Raw genomic sequence first — 21,621 nt, forward strand, 5'->3', positions numbered from 1 at the left:
TATTAAAAAGGAGATAAACCTACAATGAAAAAAAATGTTCTCATTATTGGTGCTGGAGGTGTTGCACAAGTTGTTGCACACAAATGTGCTCAAAACAACGATATTTTTGGTGAAATTCATATTGCTTCACGAACACTCAAAAAATGTGAAGCCATCATTGCTTCTATTAAAGAAAAAAACACAATGAAAGAGCAAGGTGTTCTCAAAAGCCATTCGCTCAATGCCATGAATGTAGAAGAAACTATAAAGCTCATCCAAAAGACCAAATGCGAAATTGTCATTAATGTTGGTTCTGCCTTTCTTAATATGTCTGTTCTTTCAGCTTGTATTGAAACCAAATGCGCTTATATCGATACCGCAATCCATGAAGACCCATTGAAAATTTGTGAAACACCTCCTTGGTATGGCAATTATGAATGGCCTCGGCGTCCAGAATGTGAAAAAGCTGGTATAACCGCTATTTTAGGAGCAGGTTTTGACCCAGGTGTAGTGAATGCTTATGCAGCATTAGCGCGCGATGATTATTTTGATAAAATCACAGATATTGATATTATTGATATTAATGCCGGAAATCATGGGCGTTGGTTTGCTACAAATTTTGATCCAGAAATTAACTTCCGTGAATTTACAGGACAAGTATGGTCATGGCAAAATAAAAAATGGACTTCCAATAAAATGTTTGAAATCAGCCATGAATGGGATCTTCCCGTTGTTGGAAAACAAAAAGCCTATATGACAGGACATGATGAAATTCATTCACTTTCCAAAAATCTTGATGTAGAGAATGTTCGTTTCTGGATGGGATTTAGTGATCGTTATATCACTGTTTTTACGGTTCTAAAAAACCTCGGACTCTTATCTGAACAACCCATTAAAACGGCAGAAGGTCAAGAAGTCGTGCCCTTGAAAGTTGTGAAGGCCGTCTTACCCGACCCTTCCTCTCTCGCCCCAGACTACACAGGAAAAACCTGTATCGGAGATCTTATTAAAGGCGAAAAAGATGGACACTCGCGAGAAATTTTTATCTATAACATAGCCGATCACAAACAAGCTTTTCATGAAACTGGAGCACAAGGCATTTCCTATACAGCTGGCGTACCAGCAGCCGCAACAGCCCTTCTTATTGCCACAGGCGAATGGGATGTTAAAACTATGGTCAATGTAGAAGAATTATCACCCCGCCCTTTCCTTAAATATCTTGATCATATGGGGCTTCCCACTTTTATAAGAAAACAACAAGAGGATACAAAATTAGAATTTTAACTTACACCTATAGAAAGCATATGCTTGATTCTTTAAGTTATCATAAAACAACCTACTGAAAACAAATTTAATATTCTCATGTAATTATGGTTTTCAAAAAATTTTAGCTATTCGTTATATTTTGGCAACATTGCGATTTCTTAACAGCCTTAAAGAAGAGACATATCATCTTTTTAGACATAGCGATGATCAAGAAAAACAGAGAAGAAAAAGCTAATTTAATCATACTGTATAACTTGTCATTATCATCAAAAAGATAGTGTCATAAACAAAAGATATAAAAATACCGCTCTTTTAAAGAAGAGCGGTATTTTGTAGAATATACAACCCCTCCCCTCTTCATCTTAAATGACAAAGATCCTTAACCCACACCAATCATTAAACAATTCAATTTCTTTGAACAAATTCCTCTTGTCTTCCCTCTTTATATGATTCATCATCATATATAACATGTTGATTTATAACAATAAAACATCATTTTAACTTGATTCATAACGCTGAATACTGTAAGATTCTCTTAATCACAAACTCTCTCACATTGATGCAATTAAAATATTTTGTCTGCACATCACAAACAAAACGAGCGTGTGAGGTAAAATGATAAAAGAACAGAATAAAAATTCTCTTATGAAAACTCTCAAATAATAAAGAGCTTTAGCAATATTGAGAACTGAAAAAGTGTATTATAATGCCAGTGTGTACTTTTACTAAACAGAAAGATGATAGTGCACAATAGATCTTATAACAGTTTGAATGCAATTTATATATTTCAAGAGGAACTTTACAGCGATACCATTCACGATCACCATCGTGAAGTGGATTTGTGCATTTTGAGAGATGTTTTCTTAAAACAAAGCACGCAAATAAACTCAGAATCCTATCTTAAATATTTTATAACAGTATAAAAACCACCCTATATGTAAAACTTTACATAAACCAAACACCACCGCTCTAAACAATAGTGTACAACAGGATAATCAATCAAAACTATACAACAGAGTTCTAAAACAGTAATTATCGAAAAGCATACAACAAATGGAACACTTCAATACAATTGGTTATATTCCTTTTTAAAGTTTTAAAATATTGTTGCATGCTTCACAAATATTTTCTGCTCCCAGAACCTTTTAAAATGTACTTTCTAAAAGCTTTTTAAATATGAAGTGGTTTAGCAAATGTTGCCAAAGCTGCCTCACGCACGGCTTCTGATAAGGTAGGATGCGCATGGCAACAACGTCCCAGATCTTCTGATGAACCACCAAATTCCATCAAAACTGCAATTTCATGGATCATTTCACCAGCACCAAACCCAAGAATATGCCCCCCTAATACCCGATCTGTTTTTTTATCAGAAAGGATTTTAACGAACCCATCACTCTTTTGCATTGCACGTGCACGACCATTGGCCATAAAAGGAAACTTGCCAACATTATATTCAATACCAGCAGTTTTTAGCTCTTCTTCTGTTCTGCCTACACTCGCAATTTCCGGCTGTGTATAAACAACACTAGGAATAACATCAAAATTAACATGCCCTTTTTGACCTGCCAAAATTTCTGCCACCGCAACGCCTTCTTCCTCTGCTTTATGCGCTAACATTGGCCCTTTAACGACATCACCAATCGCATAAATTCCTGGAACATTCGTCTGCCAATGGGCATCAATTGCAATAAAACCACGTTCCTCTAACTGAACACCAGCCTCTTGTAAGCCAAGCCCCTCTGTATACGGAGAACGCCCAGTAGCAATGAGCACAACATCAGCCTCTAAAGTTTCAGCTGCACCACCTTTGACGGCTTCAAAAGTCACCTGAGCAGTTGAGCCAGATTGTGTAATAGCTGTTACTTTTGTTCCCGTCTTATATTCTATTCCCTGTTTTTCCATTAATTTCTGAAATTGCCGTGAAACTTCACCATCCATTGAGCCCAAAACTTTATTAAGATACTCAATAATGGTTACCTTAGCACCTAAACGGCTCCAAACTGATCCAAGTTCTGAACCAATAACACCAGCACCTACTACAATCATATGCGCTGGTACTTTTTCAAGTGAAAGAGCTCCCGTAGAAGAAACAATAGTCTTTTCATCAATTTCAACATTCACCCCTGGAATGCCTGAACTTTCTGAACCGGTAGCAATAATAATATTTTTTGTTTCAATTGTTTGTTTATTACCATCTCTGGCAACAACTTCCACATGACCCGCACTCAAAATTTTGGCTGTCCCAAAAAAAGTATCAACTTTATTTTTTTTCATCAAAAAGGAAACACCACTTGTATTGGCTGTCACCACAGCTTTCTTATGAACCATCATTTGTTCAAGATTAAGCTTAGATTTACCAATAGAAATACCAAGCGTTTCAAAACCATGCTGGGTTTCAGAAAACACTTCTGAAGCATGCAACAACGCTTTAGAAGGAATACAACCAACGTTGAGACATGTTCCTCCTAATGTTGTACGCTTTTCAATAATCGCTACTTTAAGTCCTAGTTGTGCCGCCTTTATTGCTGCTACATAACCACCTGGACCTGCTCCGATCACAGCCACATCATAAGACATCCGTTTCTCCTTTCATCCTGAAAACTGTATTTTACAAATCAAGAACAAGGCGTTCCGGATCCTCTAAGCTTTCCTTAACACGTACAAGGAAAGTTACAGCTTCTTGCCCATCCACAATACGGTGATCGTAAGAAAGCGCTAAATACATCATGGGGCGGATCACAACTTGGCCCTCAACAACCATTGCTCGCTCTTTAATCGCATGCATTCCCAAAATACCAGATTGTGGTGCATTCAAAATCGGTGTTGACATCAACGATCCATACACACCACCATTGGTAATGGTAAAAGTCCCGCCCTGCATATCAGAAACGGCTAATTTTCCATCACGCGCAAGGCGCCCCAAACGCCCAATTTCTTTTTCAATCTCTGCCAATGACATTTGATCTGCATCTCGCACGACTGGAACAACAAGCCCTTTATCCGTTCCAACAGCAATTCCAACATTGACATAGTTTTTGTAAACAATATCTGTCCCATCAATCTCGGCATTAACAGCAGGAAGTTCTTTTAATGCATGACAAACAGCCTTGGTAAAAAAACCCATAAAACCAAGTTTAACACCATGTTTCTTTTCAAAAAGATCCTTATAACGCTTACGCAAATCCATCACAGCTGACATATCAACCTCATTAAATGTGGTTAACATTGCTGCTACATTTTGTGCATCTTTAAGACGGCGAGCAATTGTTTGACGCAATTTCGTCATGCGAACCCGCTCTTCACGTGTTTCTTGGATAGGAGTTGCCGAAGAACTTGTCGCAGAAGAAGAGGGTGTAGGGGCATTTGTACTTTGTTTTAATCCACCAAGAACATCTTCTTTAAGAATTTGTCCACGTTTTCCAGAACCTGAAATATCGCTTTTTGTAACATTATTTTCAGCCATCAATTTTGCTGCTGAAGGAGAAGGAGGCATTGTACTGCTCGAAGCAGGCTTCTCCGATTCAGATGCAGCCGCTGGAACAAGTGTAGCAGAAGGTGAAAATGATTGGGAGACACCAGCTTCTCCAGCTTTCACCACTCCTAAAAGAGCCTTTACTTCAACCGTATCGCCTTCTTTTGCAATGATTTCAGATAATTTCCCCGCAACAGGAGAAGGAACTTCAACGGTTACCTTATCAGTTTCTAATTCAACCAAAGGCTCATCCATAGCGACAGCTTCGCCAAGTTTTTTAAACCATTTGCCAACCGTTGCTTCGGTAACCGATTCGCCCAAAGTAGGAACACGAATTTCAGTAGTCATAATATTTTTCCATACATCAGAGTAGTAATAAATTAAGAACCTAACGCGTCTTTAAGAAACGCAGCCAGTTGTTCAAGGTGTTTCACCATTAACCCAGAGGCTGGTGACGCACTCGCAGGACGTCCTGCATAACGAGCACGTGAATATTGCGCATTAATATGCGTCAAAACCCATTCCAAATAAGGCTCAATAAATGACCAAGCCCCCATATTTTTTGGTTCCTCTTGGCACCAAAAAACTTCCGCCTGCAAAAAGCGCGACAACACATTCACCAAAACTTTTGCAGGGAAAGGATAAAGCTGTTCAACACGAAGGAGATAAACATCATCAATACCCTTTTTTTCACGTTCTTCATAAAGGTCGTAATAAACCTTACCAGTACAAAGAACGACACGGCGAATTTTATTATCTTTTTGCAACTTAATGACAGAATCTTTGAGACATTCTGCATCATCAAGCAATACACGACAGAAACTTGTTTCTGGCCCCATTTCATTGAGAAGTGAAACAGCTCGCTTATGACGCAAAAGTGATTTCGGTGTCATTAAGATCAATGGCTTACGGAAATCACGCTTAATTTGTCGACGCAAAATATGAAAATAATTTGCAGGGGTTGTACAATTAGCAACCTGCATATTATCTTCCGCACAAAGTTGAAGAAACCGTTCTAAACGTGCAGAAGAATGCTCCGGCCCTTGCCCTTCAAAACCATGAGGCAATAAACACACAAGACCAGACATACGAAGCCACTTACGCTCTGCAGATGAAATAAATTGATCAAAAATGACCTGTGCACCATTAGAGAAATCACCAAATTGTGCTTCCCAAAGTGTTAATCCTCGTGGTTCAGCAAGAGAATATCCATATTCAAAACCAAGAACAGCTTCTTCAGAAAGCATAGAATTAACAACGTCATAAAGCGCTTGACCCTTTTGTAAATGATTCAAAGGAATATAACGCGCCTCATTTTCTTGGTCATAAAGAACGGAATGGCGTTGTGAAAAAGTTCCCCGCTCAACATCTTCACCGGAAAGACGAACCGGTGCTCCTTCCAAACAAAGTGAACCAAAAGCTAAAGCTTCAGCGGTTGCCCAGTCAACACCTTCACCAGTTTCAAAAATTTTAGCACGATTATTTAAAAAACGTTGAATGGTTTTGTGAACATGAAAATCTGACGGAATTTCAACAATTTTCTGACCAATTTCCTTTAAAATTTTTAATTCAACACCGGTTGTTCTAGAATGCTGCTCATCAGAACTACTAAAAGCTTTGAGTCCCGTCCAGCTTCCATCAAGCCAATCAGCCTTATTAGGTTTATAAGAAGCACTTGCTTCAAGTTCACCTTCAAGCTTATCGCGCCATAATTTTTTTTGTTGCTCAATCTCTTCTAAAGAAACCACCCCTTCTGCTACCAATTGGTCACTGTAAAGTTGAAGTGTTGTTTTATGATTACGAATTGCTTTATACATAAGCGGCTGCGTAAAGGAAGGTTCATCACCTTCATTATGCCCATAACGGCGATAACAAAACATATCAATAACCACTGGTTTATGGAAAATTTGGCGAAATTCTGTTGCTATTTTGGCAACAAAAACAACTGCCTCAGGATCATCGCCATTTACATGGAAAATTGGTGCATCAATCATTTTTGCGACATCTGATGGATAAGGCGAAGAACGCGAAAAACGTGGAGATGTTGTAAAACCAATCTGGTTATTAATAATAACATGAAGTGAGCCTGCAACACGATAACCTTTAAGACCTGAAAGACCAAAAGTTTCTTGGATAACGCCTTGTCCTGCAAAAGCAGCATCACCATGAATAAGCAATGGCATCACTTTTGAACGCTCACTTAATGGGAGTAAATCAGTATGCGCAGGCCCCATAAGTTGATCTTGTTTAGCACGTGCTTTTCCCATAACAACCGGATCAACAATCTCAAGATGAGATGGATTGGCCAACAGCGATAAATGAACTTTTTTACCATCAAAGTCCAGATCAGCGGTAGTTCCCAAATGATATTTAACATCACCGGATCCCTCCACATCATCAGGCTTATAAGATCCTCCTTTGAATTCATGAAAGATAGCCCTATGCGGCTTGGAAAGAACTTGTGAAAGAACATTTAAACGACCACGATGTGCCATTCCTAAAATAACTTCCCTAACCCCTAAAGCACTACCACATTTGATAATCTGTTCAAGAGCGGGAATCAGCGCCTCACCACCATCGAGTCCAAAACGCTTTGTACCTTTGTATTTAGTATCTAAAAACTGTTCAAATCCCTCTGCCTGAATAAGCTTATTCAAAATAGCTTTCTTGTCTTGTTGTGTGAAAGAATTTTTTTTATCTCTTCCTTCAATGCGTTCTTGAAGCCATGCTTTCTGAACCGGATCAGAAACATGCATATATTCCACACCGATTGTTGAACAATAAGTACGGTTGAGAATTTCAAGCATTTGTGGAATAGTTGCATATTCCAACCCTAAAACATTATCAATAAAAATGGGACGCTCGTAATCAGCTGGAGTAAAACCATAAGCTTCTGGAGAAAGTTCCTTATAATCTTCTTGTTTTTCGGCCAATTGAAGAGGGTCTAGCTTTGCCCGAAGATGCCCCCGTGCTCGAAACGCACGAATCATCATAATTGCATGAACGGAATCACGTGTTGCACGAATAATATCTTGCTCGCTGGAAGTTTTTCCCTTTTGTGCAGCACCTGTTATTGCTTTTTCCTTTAATTTATCACCAAGATATTTTTCAAGAGAAGACCAATCACCATCAAGAGCAGAAACCAATTCTCCATTTGCCTTTACTGGCCAATGATCACTTTGCCATGTCGCCCCTTCAGCATTTCTGAGAACATCTTCTTTATTATCGTGAAGTCCTTCAAAAAAAGCACGCCACTGTGAATCAACACTGGTAGGATCTTTTTCATATTGAGCATAAAGTTGATCTATATAATCCGCATTGCCACCATAAAGAAATGATGTCTGTGCAAAAAGGCTATTTATTTCGTCCTGCCTTGCCATATACCTCTCCGGAACATCTATTCCGTCTCCTTATATCTCTTTTCGACCTTTAAATGCTTACAAAACAAGCAATGATTCGAACATTTAAAAAAGTTTTACCTTTTTATACTCAAGTTTTTTTCACCTGAATCTAAGAACTTTTTCTTATCCAGGTGAAATTTTCTTTTAGCCTTTCAAAACTGACATCAAGGTCTTACCTATCTGTGATGGTGAAGGAGACACTCGAATCCCCGCTGATTCCATTGCCGCAATTTTATCTTCTGCTCCACCTTTACCACCAGAAATAACAGCACCAGCATGTCCCATTGTACGTCCTGGAGGAGCTGTACGGCCAGCAATAAAGCCAACAACTGGTTTTTTACGACCTTTTCTTGCTTCATCTTTCAGAAACTGTGCTGCTTCTTCTTCAGCAGAACCACCAATCTCCCCAATCATAACAATAGACTGAGTTTCATCATCCGCTAAAAACATTTCCAACACATCAATAAATTCAGTGCCCTTAACAGGATCGCCACCAATCCCTATCGCAGTTGTTTGCCCGAGACCTTCCTGACTCGTTTGAAAAACGGCTTCATAAGTTAAAGTTCCCGACCTCGAGACAACACCAACAGAACCTTTTCTAAAAATAGAACCAGGCATAATACCAATTTTACATTCATTTGGTGTAAGAATACCGGGACAATTAGGTCCAATAAGACGAGACTTTGAATTTTCTAATCGCGCCTTCACTTTAACCATATCCATAACGGGAATACCTTCCGTAATACAGATAATTAAACGAACTTCAGCTTCTATAGCTTCTATAATAGCTGCTGCAGCCCCTGCAGGAGGAACGTAAATAACGGAAGCGTCTGCGCCTGTTTTTTCTTTTGCTTCTGCAACATTAGCAAAGATCGGAAGAGTTTCGTCTTTTGAACCTTCCCATGTTTCTCCACCCTTTTTAGGATTAACGCCACCAACCATTTGCGTACCATGATAAGCAAGCGCCTGTTCTGTATGAAATGTTCCTGTTTTTCCTGTAAGCCCTTGAACTAGAACTTTTGTCTCTTTATTCACAAGAATCGACATAGCTTAAGCTCCCTTCACGGCTGCAACAATCTTTTGGGCAGCATCATCTAAATCATCAGCAGGAATAACATTCAAACCACTGTCATTGATAATTGCTTTACCTTGCTCAACATTAGTGCCTTCAAGACGAACAACCAAGGGAACCTTTAAACCAACCTCACGAACAGCAGCAACCACACCTTCAGCAATGACATCACAACGCATAATACCACCAAAAATGTTAACCAAAATGCCCTTAACATTTGGATCGGCCGTAATAATTTTAAAAGCAGCTGTCACTTTTTCTTTTGAAGCTCCACCACCAACATCAAGAAAATTTGCAGGCTCAGCTCCATAAAGCTTAATGATATCCATCGTTGCCATAGCAAGACCTGCACCATTAACCATGCAACCAATCGTACCCTCAAGAGCAACATAAGCAAGATCATGCTTTGACGCTTCTATTTCCTTTGGATCTTCTTCTGAAAGATCACGCAACTCTAAAATATCTGGATGACGGAACAAAGCATTATTATCAAAAGAAACTTTAGCATCAAGAACACGTAAACGACCATCCTTCATCACAATAAGCGGGTTGATTTCTAAAAGGCTCATATCTTTTTCGCAAAATACCTTATAGAGAATTGGAAAAAGCTTTTCACCATCTTCTCGCGCACTACTTTGTAGTTTCAACGCATCACAAAGTCTTGCACAATCAGCAGAAGTAACACCCTCTACAACATCAATGGGAAGCGTGAATATTTTTTCTGGTGTCTCTTCAGCAACCGTCTCAATATCCATTCCACCTTCTGTTGAAACAACAAAAGCAATTCGACCAACACTACGATCAACCAAAAGCGAAAGATAAAGCTCCCGTTCAATATCGGCACCGTCTTCAATATAAAGGCGATTGACCTGCTTACCTTCTGGACCTGTTTGTTTGGTTACCAAAGTTTTTCCAAGCATTTCTTGAACATTTGCAACAACTTCTTCAACAGATTGTGCAAGCCGAACACCACCCTTTGCATCAGGACCAAGTTCTTTAAACTTACCCTTACCACGGCCACCAGCGTGTATCTGACTTTTAACCACATAAAGAGGTCCGGGCAATTTTTCCGCCCATTTTTCAGCTTGCTCTACAGAATAAACAGCGACACCATTTGCAATTGGTGCTCCATATTCATGAAGCAGACGTTTGGCCTGATACTCATGGATATTCATGCATTTGTCCTTTTCTTTTATGGATCATTATTAATCCTAAAGTTTTAATATTCTAAATACTTATTTTAATGAATTAAATCTTGTTCAATTTACTTGAGACTAGGCACAAGAGCAATACAAGCTTCACAAAGCTTTTTAACCGCATTTACTGAATGATCAAAAGCACCTCTTTCTTCTTTATCAAGATCAATTTCAATGACTCGCTCAACACCACCTGCACCCAGTACAACAGGAACACCAACGTAGGTATCATTAACTCCATATTCTCCTGAAAGATAAGCTGCAACAGGCACAACACGCTTAGTATCCTTTAGATAGGCTTCAGCCATAGAAACAGCAGAAGCTGCTGGTGCGTAATAAGCAGAACCTGTTTTTAACAAACCAACAATTTCTGCACCGCCATCACGGGTACGCTTGATAATTTGATCAATTCTTTCCTGTGTTGTCCAGCCCATTTTTACAAGATCAGGCAAAGAAATACCACTAACCGTTGAATAACGCATGAGAGGAACCATTGAATCACCGTGGCCCCCTAAAACAAACGCTGTCACATCTTTAACAGAAACCTTAAATTCCTCAGATAAGAAATAACGAAAACGTGCTGAATCAAGAACACCGGCCATACCAACCACTTTATGAGTAGGGAGACCTGAAAATTTTTGCAATGCCCATACCATCGCATCAAGGGGATTGGTAATACAAATAACAAATGCTGAAGAAGCGTATTTTTTAATTCCAGCGCCAACTTGTTCCATAACCTTTAAATTAATGCCCAAAAGTTCATCACGGCTCATACCAGGTTTTCGCGCAACACCTGCTGTTACAATAACAACATCAGCGCCTTCAATTGCTTCATAAGCATTAGCACCTTTTAGACTGATATCAAAACCGTCAACAGGTGAAGATTCGGCGATATCTAGAGCCTTACCTTGTGGTACACCTTCCGCAATATCAAATAAAACAACGTCACCAAGTTCTTTAAGCCCAATAATATGTGCTAAAGTACCACCAATCATACCTGAACCAATGAGAGCTATTTTTTTTCGTGCCATTTTATTTTTTCCTAACTTTTAGATAATTCAGCGCACACCCATCAGCGTCCCTATACTGAATATTTTTGACTTCAACCATATTCAAACAATATCATAAAAAGGAGTAAAGAAATGAAATTTACAAATTTTTCTCCTTACAGAAACAACAACCCTCCGCTGAAACAACTATTAGAAAATTATCACGATGTATCGATAAAGTGAATTTAAAAAAAATACAACAGAATTATTACATTTCTTTAATTTCAAAGAGTTATTGTTTTTACAGTTTACGTAAAGGTAAAAGTATAATCAATGCTTCTTCTTCAAAAGAAAATGTTCTTCCCAAAGTTTTAAATAATCGTGACTTTGCATTTCAAAAAGACGTGACTGTGTTCTTTGAAATTCAAATGTTTCCGTAATTTGCGCATGCCCTTTATACAAATCCCCCACCTCTGCCGCTGCCGACATAAATAACCGTATGTGGCGCTCATAAAGAATATCAATAAGCAAAATAAACCGTTTTGTTTCATTGCGACATGTATCATCCATAACCGGTACATTATCAATAAAAATCGTATGATAACGCTCCCCTAATACCAAATACTCAGCCGCTGCCAAAGGCTTTGCACATAAATCTCTATAATCAAAGCGTGCACATCCTGCACCAACGCGCGGAATAGGAATAAGGCGCCCTTTTATAGAAAGCTCATCAGATATCTCCTTATGTCCTTGTAATACAAGTGCCCATGCTTGATCCATATATTCATTTGCTTGAACCCCCAACGGCGACACATACACCTGTTGTAGATTTGATTTTTCAAGGCGATAATCTGTTTTTGCATCAAGATTAACAACACGAACATATGCTTTCAAAACTTGAATAAAAGGCAAAAAGAGTTCACGATTTAAACCATTACAATAAAGGTTATCCGGCGCCACATTTGAGGTCGCAATAAAGAAAACTCCTTTATCAAACAAAGCAGAAATAAGCCGTCCCAATACCATAGCATCAGCAATATCCGTTACACTAAACTCATCAAAACAAAGTACCTTTGCTTCTCGTGCAAGATCTTCAGCAACAGCTAAAATAGGATTATCTTGTTTAAATTTTGCACACCCAGATTCTTGACGATAAAAATTAATACGTTCATGCACATCAGCCATAAAATCATTAAAATGGGCACGCTTTTTATGATCTTTAGGCAAACAAGAAAAGAACAAATCCATCAGCATGGTTTTACCCCGCCCTACTTCACCATAAATATACAATCCCTGAAAAAAACCTGTTTCATCTCCTTGTTTTACAACACAAGAAATACTTTGTTTTTTCCTTTTAAATATTCTATTAAAGAAAGAGAAGAATATCCAAGTCCAAGGACGAGAGATGTTTTGTTCTGCTATTTTTTTTAATAAATGATCAAAATATTCTGTTATAGCTAATTGAGCGGGATCAAAACAAATCTCTCCTTTAGAGACAATCTCTTTATAACGTTTTGAAACGAGAATCATCCAAAAAACCTTTTTCAAACCGATCTCAATGAAAAATACAAAGACTTTTCACGAATCTGTCCGTCTAACTTATTTTTTTGATAAACGATCAAAAATGATTTAACGACTTAAAACAACGGGATGATCATCAAGTGTACGTCCCTCAAAACGATCAACATTTGAAGAATAAAGGACAAGGATAACACGTCCAGAGTTATTATAAAAATATAATCTTTTTCCTTTAACAGCCCACGATCTCACTTGGGAAGCAATTCCTGGACAGTGTAAAGGACCAGCACGGTACCCTTGTCCAAACTTTGTTTGTGGAGTTGCAATCCGGCAAACTTTTCCTCCCATAGAAAGATTCCATACGCCAGCAATACTTGCAGGAAATAAATCAGTAGCATTACTTGGCAATTCGAGACTAGCCATTCGTCCATCGCTCTGAGAATCTCCTTTTTCATACATCGAAGCGTTTGCATCTTCAGATATTGACGAAGAAGTAGACGACAGATCAGACGCTTCCAATATTGTCATTTGTTGAGATGGATAAAAAACTTCTAATGCGTTACTATCGTCATTACCGTCAAACCGTGTTGTTGAACATCCCCCTAAAAGCATTACAGTTGATAGTGCAACGAAAAACGAAATTTTTGAAAACGACATATCTGTACTCTCTCCCACGACAATAAATAAGTTCACAAAAAAATTAAGTGAATATTTGTTATAGTTACAAAGATAAATTAACAAATTAAAAAAAACAGGTTAAAATCGCTTATTTTAAAAGAAATAATTTATGTACCTGATTTTATATTTATTAAACACTAGAAATTTATAAGATTTTCAGCCATATATCCCTTTATAAGTAATCATTAGAAATAGAGAAGTTTCATGAAAACGCCATTTAGCAAAATGGACGGTCTTGGAAATCAAATTATTGTTGTTGATATGCGTGAAAGCACTCATGCTCTTACACCACAAGCAATCCTTGCTTTGTCAGCAGATCCTGAAATGCATTTTGATCAAATCATGGCTATCCACACACCAACCCAGAAAAAAGCCGACTTCCGGGTCGAAATATGGAATACCGACGGATCAATGGCTAAAGCTTGTGGTAATGGTACCCGCTGTGTCATTGCATGGCTTAAAGATCACAATTTTGGTGAAAAATTTCGTTTAGAAACTCCCACTGGAATTATTGAAGGGAAATACCAAACCGATAATCTCATTTCTGTTGATATGGGATGCCCAAATTTCAATGCAAAAGAGATGCCTGTTTCACGTGAAATAGTCGATACCAATCACGTAGAAATTACGGCTGGTCCCCTAAAAGATGCTTGTCTCATATCCGTTGGCAATCTCCATGCTATCTTTTTTGTTGAAAATGATATTCAACATATTCCATTAGAAAAATATGGGCCAAAACTTGAACATGATCCCCTGTTTCCAGAACGGTGCAATATTTCCATTGCTTGCATAACGTCAAAGAAAAGTCTAAATTTACGTACATGGGAGCGAGGAGCAGGATTAACACAAGCATGTGGGAGTGCTGCTTGTGCAAGTGCAGTGGCTGCTTATCGTCGTGGTCTTACACAACGCCATGTTGATGTAAACTTACCAAAGGGAATACTTAATATTTTTTACCGAGAAGACGATCACGTTATTATGACAGGACCAATAAAATATCAATTTAGTGGTTTTTTAAGCCCTTTAACAGGGTGCTACAAAAAGGATCACTCCTGATGGCTATAGAAATTGTAACTTTTGGTTGTCGACTTAATAGTTACGAATCGGAAATCATTCGCAAAGAAAGTACTTCTTCAGGGCTAGATCAGCTTAAAGATGGTGCTATTATCTTTAATACCTGTGCTGTCACTGCCGAAGCCGTACGACAAGCAAAACAAGCTATCCGCAAAGCACGACGTGAAAATCCTCATGCGCGTATCATTGTAACGGGGTGTGCAGCCCAAACAGAAACACAAAATTTTGCCTCAATGACAGAAGTGGATCTCGTTTTAGGAAACGAAGATAAACTTCACGCCCATTCTTATCGTCAACTTCCTGATTTTGGTATTAACCATTCTGAAAAGGTGCGTATCAATGACATTATGGAAGTACAAAAAATTGCTCCACATATGGTCAGTGCAATGCAAGAGCGCACCCGCGCTTTTGTACAGGTACAAAACGGATGTGATCATCGCTGTACATTTTGCATTATTCCTTATGGAAGAGGACCATCTCGTTCAGTTCCCATGGGCGCTGTCATAGAACAAATTAAAAAGCTGATAGATGACGGTATCCAAGAAGTGGTCCTTACAGGTGTTGACCTTACAAGTTATGGCCACGATCTTCCTGGAAAAGCTACTCTAGGAAAATTAACTTCAGCAATTTTGCATCATATCCCTGACTTAGCGCGATTACGCCTCTCATCTATTGACTCTATTGAAGCAGACGAAGAACTCATCAATCTTTTAGCTTATGAAACAAGGATTATGCCCCATTTGCATTTATCTTTGCAAGCAGGTGATAATATGATTTTAAAACGGATGAAACGGCGACACTTACGCGAACATGCCATTCAATTTTGCCAAGAATTGCGTGCCAAACGTCCTACTATGGTTTATGGTGCTGACTTAATTGCTGGTTTTCCTACAGAAACAGAAGAGATGTTTCAAAACAGTCTTGTTTTAATCAAAGATTGTAATTTAACCCATCTCCATGTCTTCCCCTTTAGTCCAAGAGAAGGAACACCTGCCGCACGTATGCCACAAATCAACCGCAAAATAGTTAAGATGCGTGCTGAAAAATTACGTAAAGCAGGTGAGGAAGCTTACCAAAAGCATCTTACTCATTTACAAAACAGCCTACAAACAATTCTCGTTGAAAAAGATGAAATCGGACGAACAGAAGATTATACTCTTGTACAAGTTAAAGGTGCAAAAGCAGGAACAATTGTTCAAGCCCTTATCGTTAATCATGACGGCGATAAACTGATTGCTGTCCTTCCAAAATTAAACGCTGCTTGAGCAGGAAAATTCTTATGGCTAAATCTTTTATAAAAAAAATATTCTCTTTTAACAAATCTCAAGAGCAGGAAATGGAACAACAGATTTCTATTCCTGATAAAAGCGATATAATAGAAGAGAATAAAGACAAAAATGAAAGGACAAAAAATAACCAAATCTCTATAGACACAGAAAAAGAACAACAAACAAAAAATCAAGAGTCAACACTTACAAAATATGATGAAAAATCTCCATTTCTAGAATCCCATTCTGATAAAATTCCCTTTTCTGGTAAAATTATTGTCACAGACAACATCCGTGAAAAAAAGAATGAAGAAATTTTATCTGAGCCTTCTGTTGAACAAAAAAAGATAGTGTGGTTTGGGCGCCTTAAAAAAGGTCTGTCCCTTTCTTCACAGCGCCTAAGCGGATCAATTAGCGATCTCTTTGTTAAAAGAAAACTTGATGAAGATACATTGCAAGAGCTCGAAGATATTCTTATCCAAGCTGATCTTGGGGTAGAGACAGCAACACGCATCACAAATGCTTTAGCTTCCAATCGTTACGGAAAAGACCTCTCCCCAGATGATATTCATACTATTGTAGCTGATGAGGTTAAAAAAGTTCTGGAACCTATTGCAATGCCATTAGAGCTTGATCTCAGCTATAAGCCTCATGTTATTTTGCTGGTAGGTGTAAATGGCACTGGAAAAACGACAACAATCGGAAAACTTGCAGCAAAATTAACAGCAGGGGGATTAAAGGTCATGCTGGCAGCTGGTGATACTTTCAGAGCCGCAGCTATTGAGCAACTACATATTTGGGGTAAACGTACTGATTCTCCTGTTATTTCGACAAAATTGGGGGCAGACGCTGCCAGCTTAGCCTTTGATGCTTATGAAAAAGCAAAAAAAGCAAACAGTGATGTCTTAATTATTGATACAGCAGGGCGTTTACAAAATAAATCTGAATTGATGGATGAGTTGGCAAAAATTATTCGTGTTTTAAAAAAACACACACCCCAAGCACCCCATACAATCCTTCAAACGCTCGACGCAACTACCGGACAAAATGCACTTAACCAAGTGGAAATTTTCCGTGAGATTGCTGGTGTTAATGGTTTAGTTATGACAAAGCTGGATGGAACCGCACGAGGAGGAATTCTTGTCGCTATCGCAGCAAAATATAAATTACCCGTTTATTTTATCGGTATAGGAGAAGATATTGAAGACCTTCAACCCTTTTCTGCTTCTGACTTTGCCGAAACTATCGCAGGAAAACATACATGAAACAGCCTTTATCTAACCCTAATTCACACAATAATTCTGAAAAAAATATGAATAACAATAAGAAACCCTCTCTCTCACCAACATTTAAGTTTTTTTTGGAAATGGGTCCATTGGTTGCCTTCTTTTTTGCCAATTATAAGGGAGAGTGGCTGATAAAAAACATTGGATTTTTTCAAAACTTTAACAAATCTATTTTCCCTGCAACAGCTATTTTCATGGTAGCGATTATTATTTCTCTAAGCTTATCATGGATCCTTGCAAGACAAATTCCTATTATGCCTCTTATTTCTGGAATATTTGTTTTAGTTTTTGGCTTTCTAACTCTCTGGCTTCATAATGAAACTTTCATAAAAATGAAACCAACAATCATTAATAGCTTATTTGCTTTTATACTTTTTGGTGGGATGTTTTTTAAAAAACCACTTTTACGTTATGCTCTTGATTCTACCTTAAAACTTGATGATTTAGGTTGGCAAAAACTTACCTATCGTTGGGCGTTTTTTTTCATTTTTCTTGCCCTTTTGAATGAAATAATTTGGCGTAATTTTAGCGATAATTTCTGGACAAGTTTCAAAGTATTTGGCGTCATGCCTATAACAGTCCTTTTCATGCTTACCCAAATGCCTATAATTATAAAACATTCAAAAGGACTTTTTACAGAAGAGGAAAAATCTGATTCTTAAAAAATCACTACTACCGATTATTTTATAGATTCATCACCAAACACTGTTCGGGAGAAAAAATATGTTGATTGAACAGTTTATTTGTCGAGAAGACAATTTCGGTGTACTCATTCATGATGAAAAAAGTGGTATGACAGCTGCAATTGATGCGCCTGAAAGTGAAGCAATTCATAACGCCTTAAAACGTCGTAACTGGACACTTCAGACTATTTTTGTAACTCATCATCATCATGATCATGTAGAAGCCCTAGAAGAATTAAAACAAGTTTATAAGGCTATCGTTATTGGACCAGAAGCAGAGAAAGAAAAGATTAATCATCTTGATCGAACACTTCAACCTGATGAAAATCTTTTCTTTGGCACGCACCCGCTTTTAGCTCTTTCAACACCTGGTCATACTTTAGGCGCATTATCTTATTACCTTCCCGAGAAAGGTGTACTTTTTGCTGGAGATACACTTTTTTCACTTGGTTGTGGACGTCTTTTCGAAGGAACAGCTGCACAAATGCTAAATTCTTTAAAAAAACTTCGTAACCTTCCTGATGAAACACTTCTCTATTGTGGACATGAGTATACAAAAAACAATGCTTTTTTTGCGCTAACAATTGATCCACATAATAAAAAGCTCCACCAAAGAATAGAGGAAGTTTTTTTATTGCGTGCAGGAAATGCCATGACTTTACCTGTCACTTTAGGACAAGAAAAAACAACAAATCCCTTTCTTCGTTGGGATAATCCTGCAATCAGAGAGAACCTCTCAATGACCAATGCTACAGATGAAGAAGTTTTTGCTGAAATTCGAAAAAGAAAGGATAAATTTTAACCATGCTTAAGTTCGTATTACGTTTGTTTCTCTTTTTTCTTTTCGTGATACATATTCAACTAACAATGGCAGAAGAAAAGGAAACAAATAATTCTTCTCTTATATCACCTCTCATTGCAAATTATCCCTTAACAGAAGATTTTCTTTTAAAGCTGGAAAAAATCGAAAAAGAATGTAAAAATTTACTTCCAGAAACAAAAAATGATCTTATCACTTATGATTCTATTATCCACTCTAGTATTGAAAACTATGCTACTTATATTTCTAGTAAACCAAAATTTGTAAATATTTTAAAAGAAAATAATATCACGCCAAAAGATTTTGCTGCAGGAACCTTAGCACTCAAAGAAATATCAACGCTTCTTACATTTGTACCTGAACAGGAATATTCTACTGAGAAAAATACTATCTTTTTAAACAATATTGAATTTGTTAAAAAACATTTTTACAAAGCAACATTTCTTTTAGATAGCTGTGAAAAACTCATTTTGAGCAACTAATCAGTTATGAAAGGTTAGAAAATATCATCCCACTAATCTAATAAAGAAGTCAGTGCATCAAAAAATCACAGTGTTTTTATCATTCCAAATAATTGCTTTTATTTTGATTATATTTACAAGCGTTTTTCTACAAATAACGAATAACCGACGAAAAAATCTTTATTGAAATTCAAAAAAGAAAGGATAATTTTTAGTCATGTTTAAATTTTTAGTGTGTTTTTTCTTCATTTTTCCTTTTGCATCATACGCTCAAGAAAATAAACAAGAAATAGATGATCCTTCTTTTATACCACCTTTCATTGCAAATTATCCCTTAACAGAAGATCTTCTTTTAAAGATGGAAAAAATCAAAGCAGAATGTAAAAAATTACCTTCAGAACCAGAACAAACAAATACAAAAAGTGATCTCAGTACTTATGATGACAATATTGAAAAATACGCTGCCTATATTTCTAATAATCCAAAACTTGTAAATATTTTGAAAGAAAATAATCTCACACCGAAAGATTTTGTTGTTGCTCACCTAGCTCTTCAAGCTACATTGTATGTACTTACTGATGAGGAAAAATCTACTTATGAAAAAAACGTTTTGCCTTCAAGCAATATAGAATTTGCTAAAGAGCATATGTATAGAATAATCAAAATTTTAAAAGATAACTGTTAAAAAAATCTTTTTAGAACAATTGATTAACTTTGTAAACGTCGACAAATTTCATCTAATTGTTCTAATGAAGAGTAATGTATTTTTAAATCGCCACCTTTCTTACCATGTCGAATAATAACTTTCATTCCTATCACATCTGCAAGTAATTTTTCTAAAGATTTTGTTTCAGTATCTTTTTCCGTATTGGTACGCTTTTTAGCTTTAGGATTGGCTTTCTCATATGCAAGTATTTCTGTTTGACGTACTGAAAGCCCTTCACTAATAATTTTCTCAGCTAAATTTTGTGGATCATCAACGGTTATAAGACAACGTGCATGACCTGCAGAGAGTTGTCCATCAATTAAGAATTGTTGTACTTTTTCTGGAAGTTTTAACAAACGAAGCGTATTTGCAACATGACTACGACTTTTTCCAATAACTTGTGCTAAATCTACTTGTGTATAATCATGTTCATTTAGGAGCATATCATATCCCTTTGCTTCTTCTATAGGATTAAGATCTGCACGCTGAACATTTTCAATAATAGCCAATTCCAAAGCAGTTTTATCATCTACATCTCGAACAATAACCGGTAATTTATTTAAATTGGCTCGCTGTGCAGCACGCCAACGACGTTCACCAGCGATCAATTCAAACCGATGAGGATAATCTTTTAAAGGTCTTACAATAACAGGTTGGACAACACCGTGCTGACGAATTGATTGTGCTAAATTATCAAGTTCTGAATCAGTAAAATGGCGTCGCGGATTATGTGGATTGCATGAAATAGATTCAAGTGGAACAAATCGTTCAGAAATAGGAGAAACTATATTGGACTCTATAAATTTGTCAGTATTTGATGAACGTGTAAGATCATTGTTTAAACTGATATCCCCAATTAATGCCGCTAATCCACGACCCAGTCTTTTTTTTGATTGATCATCATTCATAATTTTGCTCTTTGAGTTTTCTTATAATTTTTTTCCATTTTTAAGCAGCAGCACGTGCTTGTTTTTCACGTTGAATCATTTCTGATGCTAGACGCAAATAAGCTTGGCTCCCAGCACATTTGAGATCATAAAGCAATACAGGTTTTCCAAAAGAAGGCGCTTCTGATACTCTTACATTTCGTGGAATAACAGTACGATAAACTTTATCTCCCATAAAAGAACGTACATCTTCAACAACTTGATTTGAAAGATTATTACGTCCATCATACATTGTTAGAACAATACCTTGAATTTCTAAAGATGGATTAAGTACGGATCGCACTTGTTTTACTGTTTCAAGTAATTGACTTAAACCTTCAAGTGCTAAAAATTCACACTGCATAGGCACTAAAACAGAATCTGCGGCTCCCATAGCATTAAGTGTTAAAAGATTAAGGGAGGGAGGACAATCAATTAAAATATAATTGAATTTTTTTTCCATTTCCGGATCATCATAGAGAGCCTTACGTAAGCGTTGTATGCGATCTTGTGATGAAGAAATTTCCATTTCCACCCCCAAAAGATCAAGTGTAGAGGGAACTATATAAAGATTGGGTACTGCTGTTTTTAAAGCCGCCTGTGTAATTGAAACGCCCGAGACCAAAACATCATAAGAAGACAAAGGACGGTTATTACGATCAATCCCTAAACCTGTACTAGCATTACCTTGTGGATCAACATCCATAATCAGGACATTTTCACCAATAGCCGCTAAAGCTGTTGCAAGATTAATTGCTGTGGTTGTTTTTCCGACTCCACCCTTTTGGTTTGCAATAGCGATAATTCGTGTTTCGCTCATTTTGCT

General features: G+C 37.3%; 18 protein-coding genes. 8 read left to right on the forward strand and 10 right to left on the reverse strand.

Features of this window, described 5'->3' with window-relative positions; genetic code table 11:
* Positions 1–24: 24 nt before the first annotated feature.
* Positions 25–1,263 (forward strand): saccharopine dehydrogenase NADP-binding domain-containing protein, encoded by a 1,239-nt coding sequence (locus tag ACFIK6_RS00400; RefSeq protein WP_375641230.1) that lies wholly within the window; start codon positions 25–27, stop codon positions 1,261–1,263.
* A gap of 1,152 nt (positions 1,264–2,415) precedes the next feature.
* Here the strand turns inward: ACFIK6_RS00400 and lpdA are convergent.
* From lpdA to ACFIK6_RS00440, 8 genes are all read right to left on the reverse strand, one after another.
* Complete coding sequence (gene lpdA / locus ACFIK6_RS00405) at positions 2,416–3,822, reverse strand: dihydrolipoyl dehydrogenase (RefSeq protein ID WP_375641232.1); 1,407 nt, start codon at positions 3,820–3,822, stop codon at positions 2,416–2,418.
* Between the two features lie 31 nt (positions 3,823–3,853).
* On the reverse strand, positions 3,854–5,065 hold the full coding sequence (gene odhB, locus ACFIK6_RS00410; RefSeq protein WP_375641234.1) for a 2-oxoglutarate dehydrogenase complex dihydrolipoyllysine-residue succinyltransferase: 1,212 nt from the start codon (positions 5,063–5,065) through the stop codon (positions 3,854–3,856).
* A gap of 32 nt (positions 5,066–5,097) precedes the next feature.
* Entirely contained in the window at positions 5,098–8,097 is a 3,000-nt protein-coding gene (locus ACFIK6_RS00415) for a 2-oxoglutarate dehydrogenase E1 component (RefSeq protein WP_375641236.1), read from the reverse strand.
* Positions 8,098–8,262: 165 nt separating this feature from the next.
* Complete coding sequence (gene sucD / locus ACFIK6_RS00420) at positions 8,263–9,165, reverse strand: succinate--CoA ligase subunit alpha (protein ID WP_375641238.1); 903 nt, start codon at positions 9,163–9,165, stop codon at positions 8,263–8,265.
* Between the two features lie 3 nt (positions 9,166–9,168).
* Positions 9,169–10,365, reverse strand: a complete 1,197-nt coding sequence (gene sucC, locus ACFIK6_RS00425; protein WP_375641240.1) for an ADP-forming succinate--CoA ligase subunit beta — start codon at positions 10,363–10,365, stop codon at positions 9,169–9,171.
* An 89-nt stretch (positions 10,366–10,454) separates the two neighbouring features.
* The gene (gene mdh / locus ACFIK6_RS00430; protein WP_375641242.1) at positions 10,455–11,417 is read right to left on the reverse strand and encodes a malate dehydrogenase; all 963 of its coding nucleotides are present in this window, start codon (positions 11,415–11,417) and stop codon (positions 10,455–10,457) included.
* 288 nt (positions 11,418–11,705) lie between these two features.
* Positions 11,706–12,905, reverse strand: a complete 1,200-nt coding sequence (zapE, locus tag ACFIK6_RS00435) for a cell division protein ZapE (RefSeq protein ID WP_375641244.1) — start codon at positions 12,903–12,905, stop codon at positions 11,706–11,708.
* A gap of 99 nt (positions 12,906–13,004) precedes the next feature.
* Positions 13,005–13,550: an AprI/Inh family metalloprotease inhibitor gene (locus ACFIK6_RS00440; RefSeq protein ID WP_375641246.1), complete on the reverse strand. Its 546-nt coding sequence runs from the start codon at positions 13,548–13,550 to the stop codon at positions 13,005–13,007.
* A gap of 225 nt (positions 13,551–13,775) precedes the next feature.
* On the opposite strand from ACFIK6_RS00440, the gene dapF reads away from it, so the two are divergent.
* The 7 genes from dapF (at position 13,776) to ACFIK6_RS00475 (ending at position 19,848) form a co-directional block, all read left to right on the forward strand.
* Positions 13,776–14,627 carry a diaminopimelate epimerase gene (gene dapF / locus ACFIK6_RS00445; RefSeq protein WP_375641248.1) on the forward strand — a complete coding sequence of 284 codons (852 nt, stop codon included), beginning with the start codon at positions 13,776–13,778 and terminating at the stop codon, positions 14,625–14,627.
* Positions 14,627–15,910, forward strand: coding sequence for a tRNA (N(6)-L-threonylcarbamoyladenosine(37)-C(2))-methylthiotransferase MtaB (gene mtaB, locus ACFIK6_RS00450; RefSeq protein WP_375641250.1), 1,284 nt, complete (start codon positions 14,627–14,629; stop codon positions 15,908–15,910). The genes dapF and mtaB overlap by 1 nt, the downstream gene beginning before the upstream one ends.
* 14 nt (positions 15,911–15,924) lie before the next feature.
* Positions 15,925–17,178, forward strand: a complete 1,254-nt coding sequence (ftsY, locus tag ACFIK6_RS00455; protein WP_375641252.1) for a signal recognition particle-docking protein FtsY — start codon at positions 15,925–15,927, stop codon at positions 17,176–17,178.
* Positions 17,175–17,861 carry a septation protein A gene (locus ACFIK6_RS00460; protein ID WP_375641254.1) on the forward strand — a complete coding sequence of 229 codons (687 nt, stop codon included), beginning with the start codon at positions 17,175–17,177 and terminating at the stop codon, positions 17,859–17,861. The genes ftsY and ACFIK6_RS00460 overlap by 4 nt, the downstream gene beginning before the upstream one ends.
* A 61-nt stretch (positions 17,862–17,922) precedes the next feature.
* Entirely contained in the window at positions 17,923–18,684 is a 762-nt protein-coding gene (gloB, locus tag ACFIK6_RS00465; RefSeq protein WP_375641256.1) for a hydroxyacylglutathione hydrolase, read from the forward strand.
* A 2-nt stretch (positions 18,685–18,686) separates the two neighbouring features.
* The gene (locus ACFIK6_RS00470; protein WP_404977316.1) at positions 18,687–19,184 is read left to right on the forward strand and encodes a hypothetical protein; all 498 of its coding nucleotides are present in this window, start codon (positions 18,687–18,689) and stop codon (positions 19,182–19,184) included.
* A 196-nt stretch (positions 19,185–19,380) separates the two neighbouring features.
* A complete protein-coding gene (locus tag ACFIK6_RS00475; RefSeq protein ID WP_375641259.1) occupies positions 19,381–19,848 on the forward strand; it encodes a hypothetical protein in 468 nt (155 codons plus the stop codon).
* A gap of 23 nt (positions 19,849–19,871) precedes the next feature.
* Here the strand turns inward: ACFIK6_RS00475 and ACFIK6_RS00480 are convergent, their stop codons facing one another.
* Together ACFIK6_RS00480 and ACFIK6_RS00485 are read right to left on the reverse strand one after the other, a co-directional pair.
* A complete protein-coding gene (locus ACFIK6_RS00480; protein WP_375641261.1) occupies positions 19,872–20,777 on the reverse strand; it encodes a ParB/RepB/Spo0J family partition protein in 906 nt (301 codons plus the stop codon).
* 40 nt (positions 20,778–20,817) lie between these two features.
* Positions 20,818–21,615 carry a ParA family protein gene (locus ACFIK6_RS00485; protein ID WP_273722360.1) on the reverse strand — a complete coding sequence of 266 codons (798 nt, stop codon included), beginning with the start codon at positions 21,613–21,615 and terminating at the stop codon, positions 20,818–20,820.
* Positions 21,616–21,621: the final 6 nt, after the last annotated feature.

Source organism: Bartonella sp. AS69XJJH (assembly GCF_042195585.1).
In the GTDB taxonomy this organism is placed as follows: domain Bacteria; phylum Pseudomonadota; class Alphaproteobacteria; order Rhizobiales; family Rhizobiaceae; genus Bartonella.

What these genes read in the sequence shown, in the direction of transcription:
- sucC (WP_375641240.1), bottom strand. Translation starts at nt 10,365, where the DNA reads ATGAATATCCATGAGTATCAGGCCAAACGTCTGCTTCATGAATATGGA.
- ACFIK6_RS00485 (WP_273722360.1), bottom strand. Translation starts at nt 21,615, where the DNA reads ATGAGCGAAACACGAATTATCGCTATTGCAAACCAAAAGGGTGGAGTC.
- ACFIK6_RS00470 (WP_404977316.1), top strand. Translation starts at nt 18,687, where the DNA reads ATGCTTAAGTTCGTATTACGTTTGTTTCTCTTTTTTCTTTTCGTGATA.
- ACFIK6_RS00400 (WP_375641230.1), top strand. Translation starts at nt 25, where the DNA reads ATGAAAAAAAATGTTCTCATTATTGGTGCTGGAGGTGTTGCACAAGTT.
- ftsY (WP_375641252.1), top strand. Translation starts at nt 15,925, where the DNA reads ATGGCTAAATCTTTTATAAAAAAAATATTCTCTTTTAACAAATCTCAA.
- ACFIK6_RS00440 (WP_375641246.1), bottom strand. Translation starts at nt 13,550, where the DNA reads ATGTCGTTTTCAAAAATTTCGTTTTTCGTTGCACTATCAACTGTAATG.
- dapF (WP_375641248.1), top strand. Translation starts at nt 13,776, where the DNA reads ATGAAAACGCCATTTAGCAAAATGGACGGTCTTGGAAATCAAATTATT.
- ACFIK6_RS00475 (WP_375641259.1), top strand. Translation starts at nt 19,381, where the DNA reads ATGTTTAAATTTTTAGTGTGTTTTTTCTTCATTTTTCCTTTTGCATCA.
- mdh (WP_375641242.1), bottom strand. Translation starts at nt 11,417, where the DNA reads ATGGCACGAAAAAAAATAGCTCTCATTGGTTCAGGTATGATTGGTGGT.
- ACFIK6_RS00460 (WP_375641254.1), top strand. Translation starts at nt 17,175, where the DNA reads ATGAAACAGCCTTTATCTAACCCTAATTCACACAATAATTCTGAAAAA.
- odhB (WP_375641234.1), bottom strand. Translation starts at nt 5,065, where the DNA reads ATGACTACTGAAATTCGTGTTCCTACTTTGGGCGAATCGGTTACCGAA.
- sucD (WP_375641238.1), bottom strand. Translation starts at nt 9,165, where the DNA reads ATGTCGATTCTTGTGAATAAAGAGACAAAAGTTCTAGTTCAAGGGCTT.
- ACFIK6_RS00415 (WP_375641236.1), bottom strand. Translation starts at nt 8,097, where the DNA reads ATGGCAAGGCAGGACGAAATAAATAGCCTTTTTGCACAGACATCATTT.
- ACFIK6_RS00480 (WP_375641261.1), bottom strand. Translation starts at nt 20,777, where the DNA reads ATGAATGATGATCAATCAAAAAAAAGACTGGGTCGTGGATTAGCGGCA.
- lpdA (WP_375641232.1), bottom strand. Translation starts at nt 3,822, where the DNA reads ATGTCTTATGATGTGGCTGTGATCGGAGCAGGTCCAGGTGGTTATGTA.
- gloB (WP_375641256.1), top strand. Translation starts at nt 17,923, where the DNA reads ATGTTGATTGAACAGTTTATTTGTCGAGAAGACAATTTCGGTGTACTC.
- zapE (WP_375641244.1), bottom strand. Translation starts at nt 12,905, where the DNA reads ATGATTCTCGTTTCAAAACGTTATAAAGAGATTGTCTCTAAAGGAGAG.
- mtaB (WP_375641250.1), top strand. Translation starts at nt 14,627, where the DNA reads ATGGCTATAGAAATTGTAACTTTTGGTTGTCGACTTAATAGTTACGAA.